This is a genomic window from Virgibacillus halodenitrificans JCM 12304 (assembly GCF_001310895.1).
Classification (GTDB): Bacteria; Bacillota; Bacilli; order Bacillales; family Amphibacillaceae; genus Virgibacillus_Q; species Virgibacillus_Q halodenitrificans.
This window is the reverse complement of sequence record NZ_BAZS01000011.1, coordinates 79,460-93,874: the sequence shown is the minus strand read 5'-3', so window position 1 is coordinate 93,874 and position 14,415 is coordinate 79,460. Positions and strand designations below refer to the sequence as shown.

The 14,415-nt window shown below is 40.0% G+C and carries 11 protein-coding genes and 2 pseudogenes; all 13 read right to left on the bottom strand.

All coding sequences use genetic code 11. The annotated features are described in order from the left end of the window. A partial coding sequence (locus tag JCM12304_RS08175) for a TatD family hydrolase (RefSeq protein ID WP_060679688.1) occupies positions 1-766 on the bottom strand: 766 nt, incomplete at its 3' end. Between the two features lie 567 nt (positions 767-1,333). After that, the gene (locus JCM12304_RS08170; protein WP_060679686.1) at positions 1,334-1,630 is read right to left on the bottom strand and encodes a YerC/YecD family TrpR-related protein; all 297 of its coding nucleotides are present in this window, start codon (positions 1,628-1,630) and stop codon (positions 1,334-1,336) included. A gap of 23 nt (positions 1,631-1,653) precedes the next feature. Beyond that, a complete protein-coding gene (locus JCM12304_RS08165) occupies positions 1,654-2,697 on the bottom strand; it encodes a DUF3048 domain-containing protein (RefSeq protein ID WP_060679683.1) in 1,044 nt (347 codons plus the stop codon). Positions 2,698-2,739: 42 nt separating this feature from the next. Beyond that, entirely contained in the window at positions 2,740-4,482 is a 1,743-nt protein-coding gene (locus JCM12304_RS08160) for an adenine deaminase C-terminal domain-containing protein (RefSeq protein ID WP_060679682.1), read from the bottom strand. 259 nt (positions 4,483-4,741) lie between these two features. Next, complete coding sequence (gene purD, locus JCM12304_RS08155) at positions 4,742-5,986, bottom strand: phosphoribosylamine--glycine ligase (RefSeq protein WP_060679680.1); 1,245 nt, start codon at positions 5,984-5,986, stop codon at positions 4,742-4,744. Positions 5,987-6,022: 36 nt separating this feature from the next. Further along, a complete protein-coding gene (gene purH, locus JCM12304_RS08150) occupies positions 6,023-7,558 on the bottom strand; it encodes a bifunctional phosphoribosylaminoimidazolecarboxamide formyltransferase/IMP cyclohydrolase (protein ID WP_060679678.1) in 1,536 nt (511 codons plus the stop codon). Then, positions 7,555-8,135, bottom strand: a pseudogene (gene purN, locus JCM12304_RS08145) (phosphoribosylglycinamide formyltransferase). Before purN ends, purH begins: the two are co-directional and overlap by 4 nt. Further along, positions 8,128-9,147, bottom strand: coding sequence for a phosphoribosylformylglycinamidine cyclo-ligase (purM, locus tag JCM12304_RS08140; RefSeq protein WP_060679676.1), 1,020 nt, complete (start codon positions 9,145-9,147; stop codon positions 8,128-8,130). The pseudogene purN and the gene purM overlap by 8 nt, the downstream one beginning before the upstream one ends. Before the next feature lie 27 nt (positions 9,148-9,174). Next, a complete protein-coding gene (gene purF / locus JCM12304_RS08135) occupies positions 9,175-10,584 on the bottom strand; it encodes an amidophosphoribosyltransferase (RefSeq protein ID WP_060679674.1) in 1,410 nt (469 codons plus the stop codon). After that, positions 10,560-12,790, bottom strand: a pseudogene (purL, locus tag JCM12304_RS08130) (phosphoribosylformylglycinamidine synthase subunit PurL). Before purL ends, purF begins: the two are co-directional and overlap by 25 nt. After that, entirely contained in the window at positions 12,774-13,457 is a 684-nt protein-coding gene (gene purQ / locus JCM12304_RS08125) for a phosphoribosylformylglycinamidine synthase subunit PurQ (protein ID WP_060679672.1), read from the bottom strand. The pseudogene purL and the gene purQ overlap by 17 nt, the downstream one beginning before the upstream one ends. Beyond that, positions 13,454-13,705, bottom strand: coding sequence for a phosphoribosylformylglycinamidine synthase subunit PurS (gene purS, locus JCM12304_RS08120; RefSeq protein WP_060679671.1), 252 nt, complete (start codon positions 13,703-13,705; stop codon positions 13,454-13,456). Before purS ends, purQ begins: the two co-directional genes overlap by 4 nt. After that, entirely contained in the window at positions 13,702-14,415 is a 714-nt protein-coding gene (purC, locus tag JCM12304_RS08115; RefSeq protein ID WP_060679669.1) for a phosphoribosylaminoimidazolesuccinocarboxamide synthase, read from the bottom strand. Before purC ends, purS begins: the two co-directional genes overlap by 4 nt.

Here is a 14,415-nt window from a genome sequence, read left to right as displayed (position 1 = left end):
GATAAAACTTTACTGTGTTTTCATATAGTTTATCATATACTTGTCCTAAATCCCGTCCCTTTAACTTAGCTATTTCCGCAATAGATGCATGTATCATTTTAGGGTGTGTCAATTGATGTTGAAAAGGCCCTTTGAAAGGCCACGGTCCATCCGTTTCTACCATCATTTGCTCCAATGGGTAAGTACGTACTATTTCCCTGATTTCTTGTTCGTATAAGCAATCAGGAGTAATGGAGATATAATATCCATTTGAAATCATTCTCTCGACTGTTTTTGTATCTCCTTTAAACCAATGAAAATGCGCGGCCTGTATATGATGCTTTTCCAAAAGGTCACATACAAGAGGGGCATCCTCATAAATAGCATGAAGAACGATCGGTTTATCTAAGTCTGCAGCTATTTTAACGAAATCTTCGAGTAGCTCTATGTATGGAGTGAGTGAAACTTCAGGATTCTTTTTTCGCGTATAATATGGGAGACCAACTTCACCGATGGCAGTTATCTCTTTATGATGCTTCTTTATATAATGGAACAATGCTTCTTTTTCCGTATCAGTAGGTAGTTCCTGTTCAGGATGATAGCCAACTCCAGGCTTAATACGTCTATCTTGCTTCGCCAATTTGCATATTTTTTTAGCAGATTCATAGTTATTTGACACACAAATAAGTGCTTCTGTGCTGGTCTTATCTAATCCCTGCAGAAGACTGCTTCTTTCTTCGGCACTATATAAATCCAGATGTATATGTGCATCAATAATTGGTTTCACACAAACTCCCCCCAAAACAATCTTATCAGTTTTAATAAAAGACTTTAGGAATAGTATACTTAGCATTCTTGCTTATAATAGTTTGGACATAAGTGGAAGAAACTACGGAGTAGAGTTTTTCTCATTTTAAAGAAGTGGATGTACTCATTGATTTTCGTTGCATGCGGACGCATTCACACCTCCGGGTACAAGCGCGACATCTTTTCGTTACCTCAAAGTGTCTTCTTTGCCGCCCGGCAGGAGTAGCCGCATTCCACTCCAATCAATTCTTACACAGCGTATTTTGAGTGTATGCTAACGCAATTTTTTTCTTAGATATAATAGTAAAAAGTAGCGAAGGGGAAATATGTAGACTCCTGCGGGAGGAGAGGCCTCGATGAGATCCCCGAACGCGTAGCGTGAGGAAGCTCATCAGCCGCCCGCGGAAAGCGGAATATTTCCCCGTAGCGGTGATTTACGCAGCCTCTATATTCTTAGTCAGTTCAGAGTTTTTATATTATGTGTAATAATATAGCTGAGCTTCTTGTAAAAAAAGAGATGCGTTAGTTGAAACGGCATCTCTTCTTATTATCCCTCATCCATAATTCTGTCTAACACCATCTTGTATCCATCACTACCATAGTTCATGCATCTTCTCACACGTGAAATAGTAGCTGTTGATGCATTTGTTTCCTGCTCAATGGCATTATATGTTCTGCCTTCACTTAACATTTTTGCTACTTGCAGGCGCTGAGACATTGCATGAATCTCAGACATTGTAGCCATATCATCAAAAAAACGATAGCATTCCTCTCGATCCTTTAATGAAAGAATAGCATCAAACATTTGATCTAATTGTTTACCTCGCAATTTATCAATTTGCAAAACGAACACCTCCTGCTCCTTAACTAGTTCATTATTGTAACCATTTGTTGCAGACCAGGACTTGACGGTATTACATTAATCCAAGTTTTACCGGGAACAAAGCCAACAGCATTGCCATCTTTAACTGGAATAATTCTACCATCCCGATTTTCCCACTGGAGCTTTTGTACTTGTCCATTTTGAAGCAAGTATGCATCACCGCCTGATGTCATATCAACTGAACGACGTCCTGCTTTATCAATTATTTTGTGATCTGTTTCTACGATAAGTACATTTTCAACTTGAATCGCTTCTTCTGTATTGAGCTCCACCGTTTGCTCTCCGTCATTAAACCGTTTATATGCCCCATCTCCATTATACTCATATTCCACTATTTCCATTGGGTTATCTGAGTAAGTGATCTTGGCATGCTTTGCCGGTTCGCCAGAAAGCTCTTTTACTTCTTTTTTTGATAAAAACGGCAATGGTTCGTATTCATGTGTAGTTTTATAACCTTTTTTGGAAGCAACATCATATACAGCATCTACCTGTAAATACGAGTTATGAGGTGCTTTTCTAAAAGACTCCCGTTTAAACAAATTACCATCATTATCATACATTGCGCCATCCAAATGCTCAATGCCTCTATCCTTAATCATATCATTAACAAACCCGGCTGCACCATGATAAATATACAGTGCTCCATATCCCTTTGCCAATTCAAAGTAATATTCACGCGCACTCCGCACAGGGCCTACTACTTCCGGCAGTTCACTTTGAAACAAAGCCAGAAACCGGGTGATTTGCCCTTCAGCTAAAATTTCAAAAACCATATCTGCCTGTGATAGGCCTGTTTGGGGTCTTGCTTTTGTATGATTATTTACCATTACACCAATCATACGTTGATTTATATTATCAGTGGCTTTCTTTCCAGTTAAAGGATAGACCTTCTCTTGTTTGTCTGGTATCTGTGATTTTTCCTGAACACTATTTTCTTTTGATTCACTGTTTTCTGCTTTTCGTTCCTCTTTTGAACAGCCTGCCAAAATAAGCATTAAAATGAGCAGACTGAATAGTAACTTCCTCATGACCCCACACCTTTTTAATAAATTCTTATAATCTATTATACGCTAGCACATGTTGGCTGGAAAGAGTACTTCTTTCTTTATAACATCGACAATTCCTTGCTGTGTAATACGTATATATGGTAAGTGAGTTGACGATAAGAAGAAGATGGTATAAATCGGATCATTATAAGGGTAACCAAAATCTTTCAAGATCTGTTTGAACTTATTTTCTTTTGCAATAAGCTCTTCCATTGTACCATTGTGCATAATACCACTTAAATTCAAAGGTATTTCAAGGAGCACTTCTCCCTCATGTACAAGGACAATGCCTCCACCGATTGCTTTTAATCTTTTCCACGCAAGTAAAATATCCGGTTTACTTTTCCCAATAAAAACAAGGTCGCCAGTAGTTGAATACGAACTTGCAATTGCACCGAGGCCTTCAGTAAATCCTCTTATTGTCGTATTGACTCGCCATTTACCTTCACGATCAATTAACAATAAGAAAGCTTCATTTTTATCAGAGGGGATTTCCTCCAGCGTGATATCCGTTTCAATTGCATACGGCTTAATAATTACATCATTAACCAAGTCAAGACCTACCGGAACAGAAAATTGCAATTCGTTCTCATCCATTTCCCAATCAAGTTCTAAGCTTTTCAGTCCGTATTTTTCCCAGTCTATCAACTGTTTTTGTTCTTTTGCGACTCCCTCTTTCACAACCCACTTCCCTTTTGCTAACACCCCTGTCGGATGTGGATTATCTTTTTCTTGTAAGATATTTATATGTGCGATGCGACCAGGAGAAATACTCCCAAGCTGTTCTTCCATATTATAATGAACTGCTGCATTATAACTGGCCATTCGATAAGCATCTTCCACAGGAATCCCATGTTCGATAGCTATTTCAATACAAATATTAATCAACCCATGTTCATAGAAACCAGGCGTAGCTCCATCTGTTGTAAAGGTCAGATTATCATAGGTTGGTAGCTTTAGCTTTACAATCTCATCTATTAATTTAGGTAGGTCTGGTCTAATGGAAGAATGTCTTAACCCAACACGATAGCCTAGCTGCAAGCGCTGGATTACCTCTTCTCCAGTCATTGACTCATGATCCGCACTTACTCCTAACAATTTCATTTTAGTCAAAGTCTTTTCCGAGGCTCCAGGAAAATGGCCTTCCACAGGCTTACCAAGCCGTTTAGCTTCCTGAATCCAGTATAGAAGGCGATCATCTCCTGCCAGCAATTTTGGCCATGATGTTAATTCTCCTCCTTGGACAACTGCCGGATGTGATAACCAGGAGAGTACATCAGGAGTGTTAAACATTTCCTCCTCATCCTGTAGTTCTGTTTGAGCATCAAAACGAGCCCACCAATACATTGAGGATGGTAACTTACTAAACTCCTCCAATAAAGTAAACGCTTTCTTCTGTTCTAATAAAAAAAGCCACAACATATTGTCATTAATTAATGTGGTCGTGCCAAATCTGGCTGCATAATTCGCCAATTCCTCTGGATTGTATAGTTGAAAAGGATGGGCATGTGGCTCTATATAACCGGGAACCAAGTATTTTCCTTCACAATCTTTTATTTCCGTCCCACTTGTGTTCCTTGGTAGTTTACTTCCAACATACACAATACGATCATCAACGATCCAAATATGGCCTTCCAGCCACTGCTTTGTAAATGTATTTAAATACGTACTATTTTTTAAAACCAAGGTAGGAGCTTCTAATCCATCCAATACCCTGACATGTCGTCTTAATTCTCTATTTCTCCAAAAGTATCCCTTATCAAGCATGAACAACTCTCCAACAAATTATTTTTTTCTAGTTTAACACATTTCCCACTTTAACGCAGTAAAGTTACTGTAAATTATACATGACTATTTTGTGACAAAAATTTCAATTCATTGAGCCTTAGAACGAGCTAAAATAAAGTAATCCCCTTACGAACTATTCAGATTACTTATGTTTCAGGCTCTGGCTACTTCACAGGTTCTGTTTATCGGTTTCCGAATAAAAAAATCCACTCTCATTACAATATGAGAGTGGATTAGATCACATGCCAATATCTTTACGATAGAAAAAGCCTTCCTTCACCTTCAGTGAATCAAGCATTTCGTATACGGTACGTTGTGCTGCTTCTTGGTTAACTTCTTTAGCGCCTGCTAATAGCACTCTGCCTCCATCCGAGACGATTGTTTCCCCGTCCCACTTTGTGCCAGCATGTATGGCAAAGAAATTTGGGGCATGTTTCCATTCTGGCAATTTTATCCCCTTTTTATATGTACCCGGGTACCCTTCAGAAGCGATAACAACACCGACACATGAAGCTTTCTCCCATTCAAGTTGTGGATCCTCTCCTTGAAGAACATCCTTTATTACCTGTACGAGATCATTTTTTAGTAATGGTAATACAACTTGGGTTTCCGGATCACCAAAGCGTGTATTAAATTCGATGACCTTTGGCCCTTCTTTAGTCATAATGAGTCCTGCATAAAGTATTCCGGTAAATGAGCGTCCTTCCTCTACTAACCCGTCAGCCGTTTTTTGCAGAATCTCTGAATAAGCAAAGTCAAGATGCTCCTTGGTTATGTCTGCAACCGGAGCAAAAGCACCCATTCCTCCAGTATTTGGTCCTTGGTCGTTATCAAAAGCACGCTTATGATCTCGAGCAGTTACCATTGGAAAAACCTTATTACCATGAACAAAGGCCATTAATGAGAACTCTTTCCCTTCAAGGAATTCCTCTATAACAATCGTTGCTCCAGCTTCCGCGAACGCCTTATTAACCATCATTTGGTCTACAGCTTCCAATGCTTGTTCTTTAGTAAATGCAACCACTACACCTTTGCCGGCAGCTAGGCCGTCTGCTTTAATAACAATGGGCGCACCCTTTTCTTCAATATAATCTTTCGCCTTTTCCACCGAGGTAAAAGTCGCATAAGCGGCTGTTGGAATGTTATGTTTTTTCATAAAACCTTTAGCAAAGCTTTTACTTCCTTCTAACAAAGCAGCTTCTTTTGAAGGTGCGAATACGGTTAACCCCGCTTCTATAAAATGATTGGCAATACCTTCATTTAATGGATTTTCCGGTCCGACAATAGTAAGGTCAATAGAATTAGTTTTAGCAAATTCAATCAAACCCTGTATATCCATTTCATCAATTTCTACACATGCTGCCTCTTCCCTAATACCTCCATTCCCTGGTGCTGCATAGAGGTTATCCACCTGCGGACTTTTAGTCAATTTATTAATAATACTATGCTCACGACCACCCCGGCCAACAACTAATACGTTCATTTTCAGTCCCCTTTCAAGCGTGCTGGGTTGTTTTATTTAATGTTTAAAATGACGCATTCCTGTATACACCATAGCGATGTTATGTGCATCGCAAACCTTAATGGAATCCTCATCACGCTTAGATCCACCTGGCTGAATTATTGCTGATACACCAGCCTTGACTGCTGCTTCAACTGTATCCGGCATTGGAAAGAAAGCATCCGAAGCAAGCACCGATTCTAAAGCCTTGTCTCCTGCTTGTTCAATTGCGATTTGGGCTGCTCCTATTCTATTCATCTGGCCAGCTCCGATACCAACGGTCTGATTTTCTTTTGCAAGTACAATTGCATTAGACTTCACATGCTTAACAGCTTTCCATGCAAAAAGTAAATCGGTTAACTCTTGTTCTGTTGGTTGGCGCTTCGTGACAACAGTTAGCTCGTCAGGCTTTGCCATCCCATCATCCTGTGTTTGAATTAACACACCTCCACCTACACTCGTTACCTTGTGGGTGGTTTCCTCTTTCGTATCCATATCTAACTTCAGCAGACGGATATTTTTCTTTTGTGTTAGAATATCCAAGGCTTTTTCTGTAAATCCAGGTGCAAGTATAATCTCTAAGAATATTTTGCTAAGCTCCTTTGCAGTTTCCTCATCAATTTCTCTATTGGAGGCAACAATCCCACCAAAAATGGAAATAGGATCTGCTTCATATGCCCGATCAAAAGCTTTACTGATCGTTTCAGCAACTCCAATCCCACAAGGATTCATATGCTTAACAGCTACGACTGCTGGTGATTCCAAGTATTCTGCAATAATTTCCAGGGCAGCATTTGCATCCTGAATATTATTATAGGATAGCTCTTTTCCATGTAATTGTTGCGCTGTGGCAAGATTCATCCCCCCACTAAGCGGTTTTCTATAAAAAGCTGCTTCTTGATGAGGGTTTTCTCCATAACGTAAATTCTGAGCTTTTTCATATGTAATCGTATAGGTTTCAGGAAATCTTTCTTCCGTTTGCTCTGTGAAATAATTTGCGATTAATGCATCATAGTTTGCCGTATGACGAAATACCTTTGCAGCAAGCTGTTGACGTTTATTCATATCGAGTGTGTTATTTCGTACATTTTCAATAACAGAAGAGTAATCGGCTGGATCAACAACTACCGTAATATCTGTGTAATTCTTCGCTGCTGCACGTAGCATTGTCGGTCCACCAATATCAATGTTTTCAATCACTTCTTCATGGGAAACTCCCTCTTGTTCAAGCGTTTGTTTAAACGGATAAAGGTTCACAATGACAAAGTCAATTGGTGTAATTTGATTTGCTTCCAATTGTTCCATATGCGCTGCCTCTGATCGTTTTGCAAGTAAGCCACCATGTATAAGCGGATGCAGGGTCTTCACACGACCATCAAGAATCTCAGGAAAGCCAGTCACTTCATCTACTGGAAAGGCTGGTATTCCAGCTTCCTTCAAGACACGTAATGTCCCACCAGTAGAAATGATTTCCACCCCTAGTTCAGTAAGATTGTTTGCGAAATCAATGATATTTTCTTTGTTAGATACACTGATCAGTGCGCGTTTTTTCATATCAATCCCTCACTTTGCTGTAAAAGTTGGTTAATTACTTTTGGATACAATTGATGCTCGACTTGCTGTATTTTTTCCTTCAATGACCGTTCTGTATCTTCATTTAAAACTTCTATAGACTCCTGAGCAATTATTGGCCCTGTATCCATTCCTTCATCCACATAATGAATCGTTACTCCCGTTTTCCTTACGCCTGAATGATACGCCTGGCCAATCGCATCTTTGCCGGGAAATTCAGGCAGTAGAGATGGGTGGATATTTATAATTTTATTATTAAAAGCCTCCAATAGCGTGGGACCCACGAGTCGCATATAGCCCGCTAAGAAAATCCAGCTTATCCCAGCCTTCTGTAGTCGTTCAACTATCCTTTCTTCAAAAGCTGCTTTGGAGGAAAAGCTTTTCGGGTTAAAAGCGAACACACAGGAATTTTATAGGCAGATGCTTTATCTATTACGGCTGCATGAGGGTTATCACATACTAAAAGAGCAATTTCACATTGTAAGTTATCCGTCTCCAGCAATGCTTGAAAATTACTTCCAGTTCCAGATGCAAATACCGCCGCTTTTACTTTACTCATTTGTAAAATGGACTCCTTCACCAGTAATTACTTCACCAATGTGGTAAGCCTTTTCCCCATTTTCCTGCAATATGTTTAACACGTGCTCAGCATTTTCCTTTTCCGTTACGATAGCCATACCAATCCCCATATTAAAAACACCAAACATTTCTTCATCGGTAATGGAACCCTTCTTTTGGAGGAATGGAAAGATTTCTGGAATATCCCATGAAGTCGGGTTTATTTTCACACCAAGTTCTTTCGGCAGCATGCGTGGAAAATTCTCATAAAATCCTCCACCGGTAATATGAGAGATCCCTTTCACCTTTACCTTAGCCATGACTTCCTTCATAGCCTTCGCATAAATCTTTGTTGGTGTTAACAAGACCTCACCAAGCGTACTGTTTAACCCGTGGTTTTCTTCCAAAGACAAACCATCTACAATTTTGCGGACTAAAGAATAGCCATTGGAGTGAATACCACTAGAGGCTAGACCAATCACTGCATCTCCTGCCTGAATAAATTCTCCTGTCACTAAGTTTGACTTCTCCGCAATTCCCACAACAAATCCCGCTAAATCATAATCTTGATTCTGATACATTCCTGGCATTTCTGCAGTTTCACCACCGATTAATGCTGCTCCTGCATCTACACAGCCCTCGGAAATTCCAGCAACGAGCTGCTCAATCATGGAAGGTTCATTTTTTCCACAGGCAATATAATCAAGAAAAAATAATGGCTGGGCACCCTGTGCTACAATATCGTTTACACACATTGCAACAAGATCTTTTCCTACTGTGTCATGCTTCTGTAATTGGATAGCTAACTTTAACTTTGTACCAACTCCGTCTGTTCCGGATACTAATACTGGTTCTTTGTAGTTAAAGGATGTCAGTTCAAATAATCCGGCAAAGGCCCCAATTCCACCCAATACTTCTGGTCGAGTTGTCTTTTCTATATGCTTCTTCATTCGTTCAACAGCCTCGTAGCCTTTTTCTACATCTACACCTGCTTCTTTATAAACATTCGCCATCATTCATCCACCCTTTAGCTTGTAGTGTTAACATTTTACATAAGAAATGGTCGCTCGGCCTTCTTCTGTAACTGGATATTTCCCTGTAAAGCATGCATTACAAATTCCTTGATGTATTGTCTTATCCTTTACAATGGCTCTTTCCAGTCCATCTGCAGATAAATACGCAATGCTATCTGCGCCGATGATTTCGCATATTTCCTCTAATGAGTTGTTTGCAGCAATTAATTCTTCTCTTGTTGACATATCAATCCCGTAATAACATGGATTTTCTATTGACGGGGAAGCGATCCGGACATGTACTTCTTTTGCTCCTGCTTCTTTTAGCATCCGAACGATTCTTTTACTTGTAGTACCTCTAACAATTGAATCATCAATTAGGACAATCCGTTGCCCTTCAACAATACCGCGAACAGGCGAAAGCTTCATTTTCACACCTTGTTCCCGTAATTCCTGAGATGGTTGAATAAAAGTACGGCCAACATACCGATTTTTAATGATTCCCATTTCATAAGGTAAGCCAGTTTCTTCAGCATATCCAATTGCTGATGAAATACTTGAATCAGGAACCCCAATCACACAATCAGCTTCCACTGCTGCTTCTTTCGCAAGCTCCATACCCATTCTTTTTCTGGAAGCATGGACGTTAACGTGGTTTAAATTGCTATCTGGTCTGGATAGATAGACATATTCCATTGCACACATCTTCCGTTGCTCTCTTAAAGCGAAACGGGTGAACTCCATTCCTTCATCACTGATCGTAATCAATTCACCAGGAAGAACCTCTCTCTCAAAGGTTGCCCCAATCAAATCAAATGCGCAGGTTTCAGAAGCTACAACATAGGCACTACCCAATCTTCCAATGGAAAGTGGGCGAATACCTCTTGGATCAAGTGCCACATACATTTTATCTTCCTTTAAAATCACATATGCATAGGCACCAACTACTTGTTGAAGTGCTTCTGATATGGAAAGCTCATTTGTCTCCCTGCCATTTTTTCTAATTAAATGTGCAAGTACTTCTGTATCTGATGTGGTTTGAAAAATACTTCCTTCTGCTTCCAATTCTCCCCGAAGCTTATATGCGTTCATGATATTTCCATTATGTGCTAAAGCCATACTCCCATTTTGAGAACGAAACAGTAGTGGTTGAACATTGTCAGAGCCACCTTCTCCCTGGGTTCCGTAACGCACATGACCAATTGCAGCTTGGCCTGACAATCTGTTAAAATCAGCATCTTTAAATACATCATTAACTAGACCAACATCCTTATGAACCTTCAGCTTATCTCCGTCACTGACAACTACTCCAGCACCTTCCTGCCCGCGATGTTGCAAGGCATGTAAGCCGTAATAGGTTAGTTCTGCCGCTTTATCATGACCCCATATTCCAAATATGCCGCATTCTTCATTTATGCCTTTGAGTTCAGCAAGCATGGGATAGCTCCTTTCCATAACTTCTGTAGTTCTTGCACATTTTCTTGAATGATAGTTTCATTATTTACCTTAACCGTATACTTGTGATCATCTATAACAATTCCAATTTGATTGGCATTATCGACAATAGATTCAAATTTTTCTTTATTTTCAGCTTGTACGGATACAACAAAACGTGACTGTGTCTCACTAAATAATTGGACAGTATCGTCCCCTGTCAAGGAAACCTCAAGGCCAAGCCCCTTATCATGGAACAGGCTTTCCGCCAACGCTACTGCTAATCCCCCTTCGGAAAGATCATGGGCAGATACTATAATACCTTCTTTAATAGCAGATAAAATTTCCTGTTGTCTTTTAGCCTCAACTTGCAAATCGATGGTCGGCGCTTTACCTTCGTACACTCCATTATTCACTATATTCTGGAGCTCACTGCCACCGAACTCAGCCTTTGCCTCTCCTATTACATAAATAAGATGACCAGCTTGCTGAAAATGACTAGGCGTAATATGATCAAGGGATTCATGAAGCCCGACCATACCTACAATTGGAGTAGGAAAAATGGACTTTCCTTTTGATTGATTATATAAAGAAACGTTTCCGCTGATAACTGGAGCACCGAGTGCCTCACATGCCGCACTCATACCTTCAACACTTTTTTCCATTTGCCAGAAAATCTCCGGGTTTGTTGGATTCCCATAGTTCAAACCATCAGTAAGACCAAGTGGACGGGCTCCAGAACAAATAATATTCCTTGCCGCTTCAGCAACAGCAATTTTCCCACCAGTTTCCGGATCAAGATAAATATAACGGGAGTTACAATCTGTAGTAATTGCTAATGCTTTGTCTGTACCTTTCACACGAATAACAGCAGCATCCGAGCCTGGTGTAACAACTGTATTTGTTTGTACCATGGAATCATACTGATCATAGACCCATTCCTTACTCGCAATTGTTGGTTGTTGAAGCAGCTTTTTTAGCATTTTTGAATGATTAGTAACCGTTGGAGTTTCCATTTCCATTTCTTGAAATTCCTTATAATATACAGCTTCTTTTGATGGCATGTGGAACACTGGAGCATCATCTGCAAGAGAATCTACAGGAATGTCAGCCATTATTTCTCCATGCTGTTTTATACGAAATACTTTTTCACTAATTACTTCACCAACTGCAACAGCTTGAAGACCATATTTTTCAAACACTTCAATGATTTCTTGTTCTCTTCCTTGTTTAACAACAAGAAGCATTCTTTCCTGTGATTCTGATAACATTAATTCATATGCGTTCATATTTTGTTCGCGCTGTGGAACAAGGTCCAAATTCATTTCCATTCCTGTTCCGGCTTTACTCGCCATTTCACTGGCTGAGGAAGTAAGGCCTGCTGCTCCCATATCCTGCATTCCTACAAGTGCATCCGAGTGGATAACTTCCAAGCATGCTTCAATAAGCAGCTTTTCCATAAACGGATCACCAACCTGTACGGCAGGGCGATCTTTAGCAGCATCTTCGCTAGATCATCGGATGCAAATGTTGCCCCATGTATTCCATCACGTCCAGTCGGAGCTCCTGCATAGAGAACCGTATTACCAACACCAGCGGCAATACCTTTTTGGATTTCATCATGGTTGATAAGACCAATACACATGGCATTTACAAGCGGATTATCTTCATAGCTTTCATCAAATTGAACTTCTCCACCAACAGTAGGTACACCAACACAGTTTCCGTATCCTGCAATCCCATTGACTACTTCAGAAAACAGATATTTCACCCGATCTGTAGTTAAATTACCGAACCTCAGTGAGTTCATGAGTGCTACCGGACGAGCACCCATAGAGAATACATCGCGAATAATTCCACCAACACCTGTGGCTGCACCCTGATATGGCTCTACTGCGGAAGGATGGTTATGGCTTTCGATTTTAAAAACAACAGCTTGATTATCCCCAATATCAATAACCCCCGCTCCTTCACCAGGTCCTTGCAGAACATGCGGAGCCTTTGTTGGAAATTTACTCAACAGGGGCTTAGATGTTTTATAACTGCAATGCTCTGACCACATTACTGAGAAAATTCCAGTCTCTGTAAAATTCGGTAATCGATGAAGTATCTTCTTTACCATGTTAAATTCTTCATCACTTAACCCCATATCACGGTAAATCTTTTCGCTTTCAATTTGCTCTGGGCTGATATCATGCATTTGTAACATAGGATTCCCTCCAATTTTTAATCATTGACTGGAATAACTTCATCCCGTCATTACTGCCTAATAACGCTTCTACCGCCCGCTCCGGATGTGGCATCATACCAAGCACATTTCCTTCCTTATTAACAATCCCGGCAATATTATCAATCGAACCATTTGGATTGTTTTTATATGTGAAGACAATTTGATCATTATTTTTTAATTCCAGTAATGTAGCTTCATCACAAAAATAATTTCCTTCACCATGGGCGATTGGCAGATGTATCACTTCCTTTTGTTCATAACCAGTTGTAAACGGTGTTTTGTTATTCATCACGACTAAAGGCTCCTGATGACACATAAAGGAAAGATTCTTATTGCGCATGAGAGCTCCCGGAAGGAGTCCAGCCTCTGTCAACACTTGGAATCCATTACAAACACCTAACACAGGCTTTCCTTTGGAGGCATGTTCCTTTACCTGCTTCATTACTTCAGAAGTAGCCGCAACCGCTCCTGATCGAAGGTAGTCACCATAGGAAAATCCACCAGGTAATAGAATCCCATCATAGTTTTCAAGATTACTATTTTCATACCAAACCAGATCTGCTTCGACCCTCATTACATCTTTAATAGCATGGTACATATCACGATCACAATTTGATCCCGGAAATACGATCACTGCAAATTTCACGAGCGAACAGCCTCCTCCACATCGAAACGATAATCCTCAATAACCGGATTCGCTAAAAGCTTGTCACACATTCCCTTTACTCTTGCTTCCAGTTCAGGGCCTTCTTCCACCTGCAATTCAATGTACTTCCCTACCCGGGCTTCCTGTATTTCTTTATATCCTAAAGAGTTCAATGATTCCTGTATAGCCTTGCCTTGCGGATCAAGCACACCTTGCTTCAATGTAATGAAAACAGTAACTTTTCTCATGATATTGCCTCCAATCGTTGTCGTATTTCTTCATATACTTCTATTAAATTTCCAGTCCCTTGCCGAAAAACATCCTTATCCAGTTTTTCATGTGTTGTTACATCCCATAGCCTGCACGTATCTGGTGAAATCTCGTCTGCCAACACAATATCACCACTGGCAAGTCTGCCAAATTCCAGCTTGAAATCTACTAAAGTAATTCCTATTGCAGCAAATATTTCTATTAACTGTGTGTTAATTTCTAGAGCTTTTGCCTTTATTTCTCTTAATTCTGAAGAAGTAACATTACATAAAAACAGTGCATGCTCATCATTCATCAACGGGTCCCCAAGGGAATCCTCCTTGTAAAACAACTCAATAAGAGGCTGCGAAAATATGGTTCTTTCTTCAATACCAAGCCTTTTCGTAATACTCCCTGCGGCCATATTCCTTATGACCACTTCCATCGGAATGATTTTGGTTTGATGTACCAGCTGCTCTGTTTCATTCAACTGTTCAATAAAATGGGTTTCAATCCCTTTTTGGTGAAGGATTTGAAAAATACGTGATGAAATTTCATTATTCAATCGTCCTTTACCTTCAAATAAAGCTTTCTTTTGGCCATTAAAAGCTGTCGCATCGTTTTTATAAGCTAAAATAAGCTGACCTTTTTTATTTGGCGTTTGATAAACCTTCTTAGCTTTTCCTTCATATAAAAGAGATTGACTCAT

Excerpts from the sequence above, each read along its gene's own strand:
- purS (WP_060679671.1), bottom strand. The coding sequence starts at position 13,705 with ATGAGAAAAGTTACTGTTTTCATTACATTGAAGCAAGGTGTGCTTGAT.
- purM (WP_060679676.1), bottom strand. The coding sequence starts at position 9,147 with ATGGCGAATGTTTATAAAGAAGCAGGTGTAGATGTAGAAAAAGGCTAC.
- purC (WP_060679669.1), bottom strand. The coding sequence starts at position 14,415 with ATGAGTCAATCTCTTTTATATGAAGGAAAAGCTAAGAAGGTTTATCAA.
- purF (WP_060679674.1), bottom strand. The coding sequence starts at position 10,584 with ATGCTTGCTGAACTCAAAGGCATAAATGAAGAATGCGGCATATTTGGA.
- JCM12304_RS08165 (WP_060679683.1), bottom strand. The coding sequence starts at position 2,697 with ATGAGGAAGTTACTATTCAGTCTGCTCATTTTAATGCTTATTTTGGCA.
- purH (WP_060679678.1), bottom strand. The coding sequence starts at position 7,558 with ATGAAAAAACGCGCACTGATCAGTGTATCTAACAAAGAAAATATCATT.
- JCM12304_RS08160 (WP_060679682.1), bottom strand. The coding sequence starts at position 4,482 with ATGCTTGATAAGGGATACTTTTGGAGAAATAGAGAATTAAGACGACAT.
- purD (WP_060679680.1), bottom strand. The coding sequence starts at position 5,986 with ATGAACGTATTAGTTGTTGGCCGGGGTGGTCGTGAGCATAGTATTATT.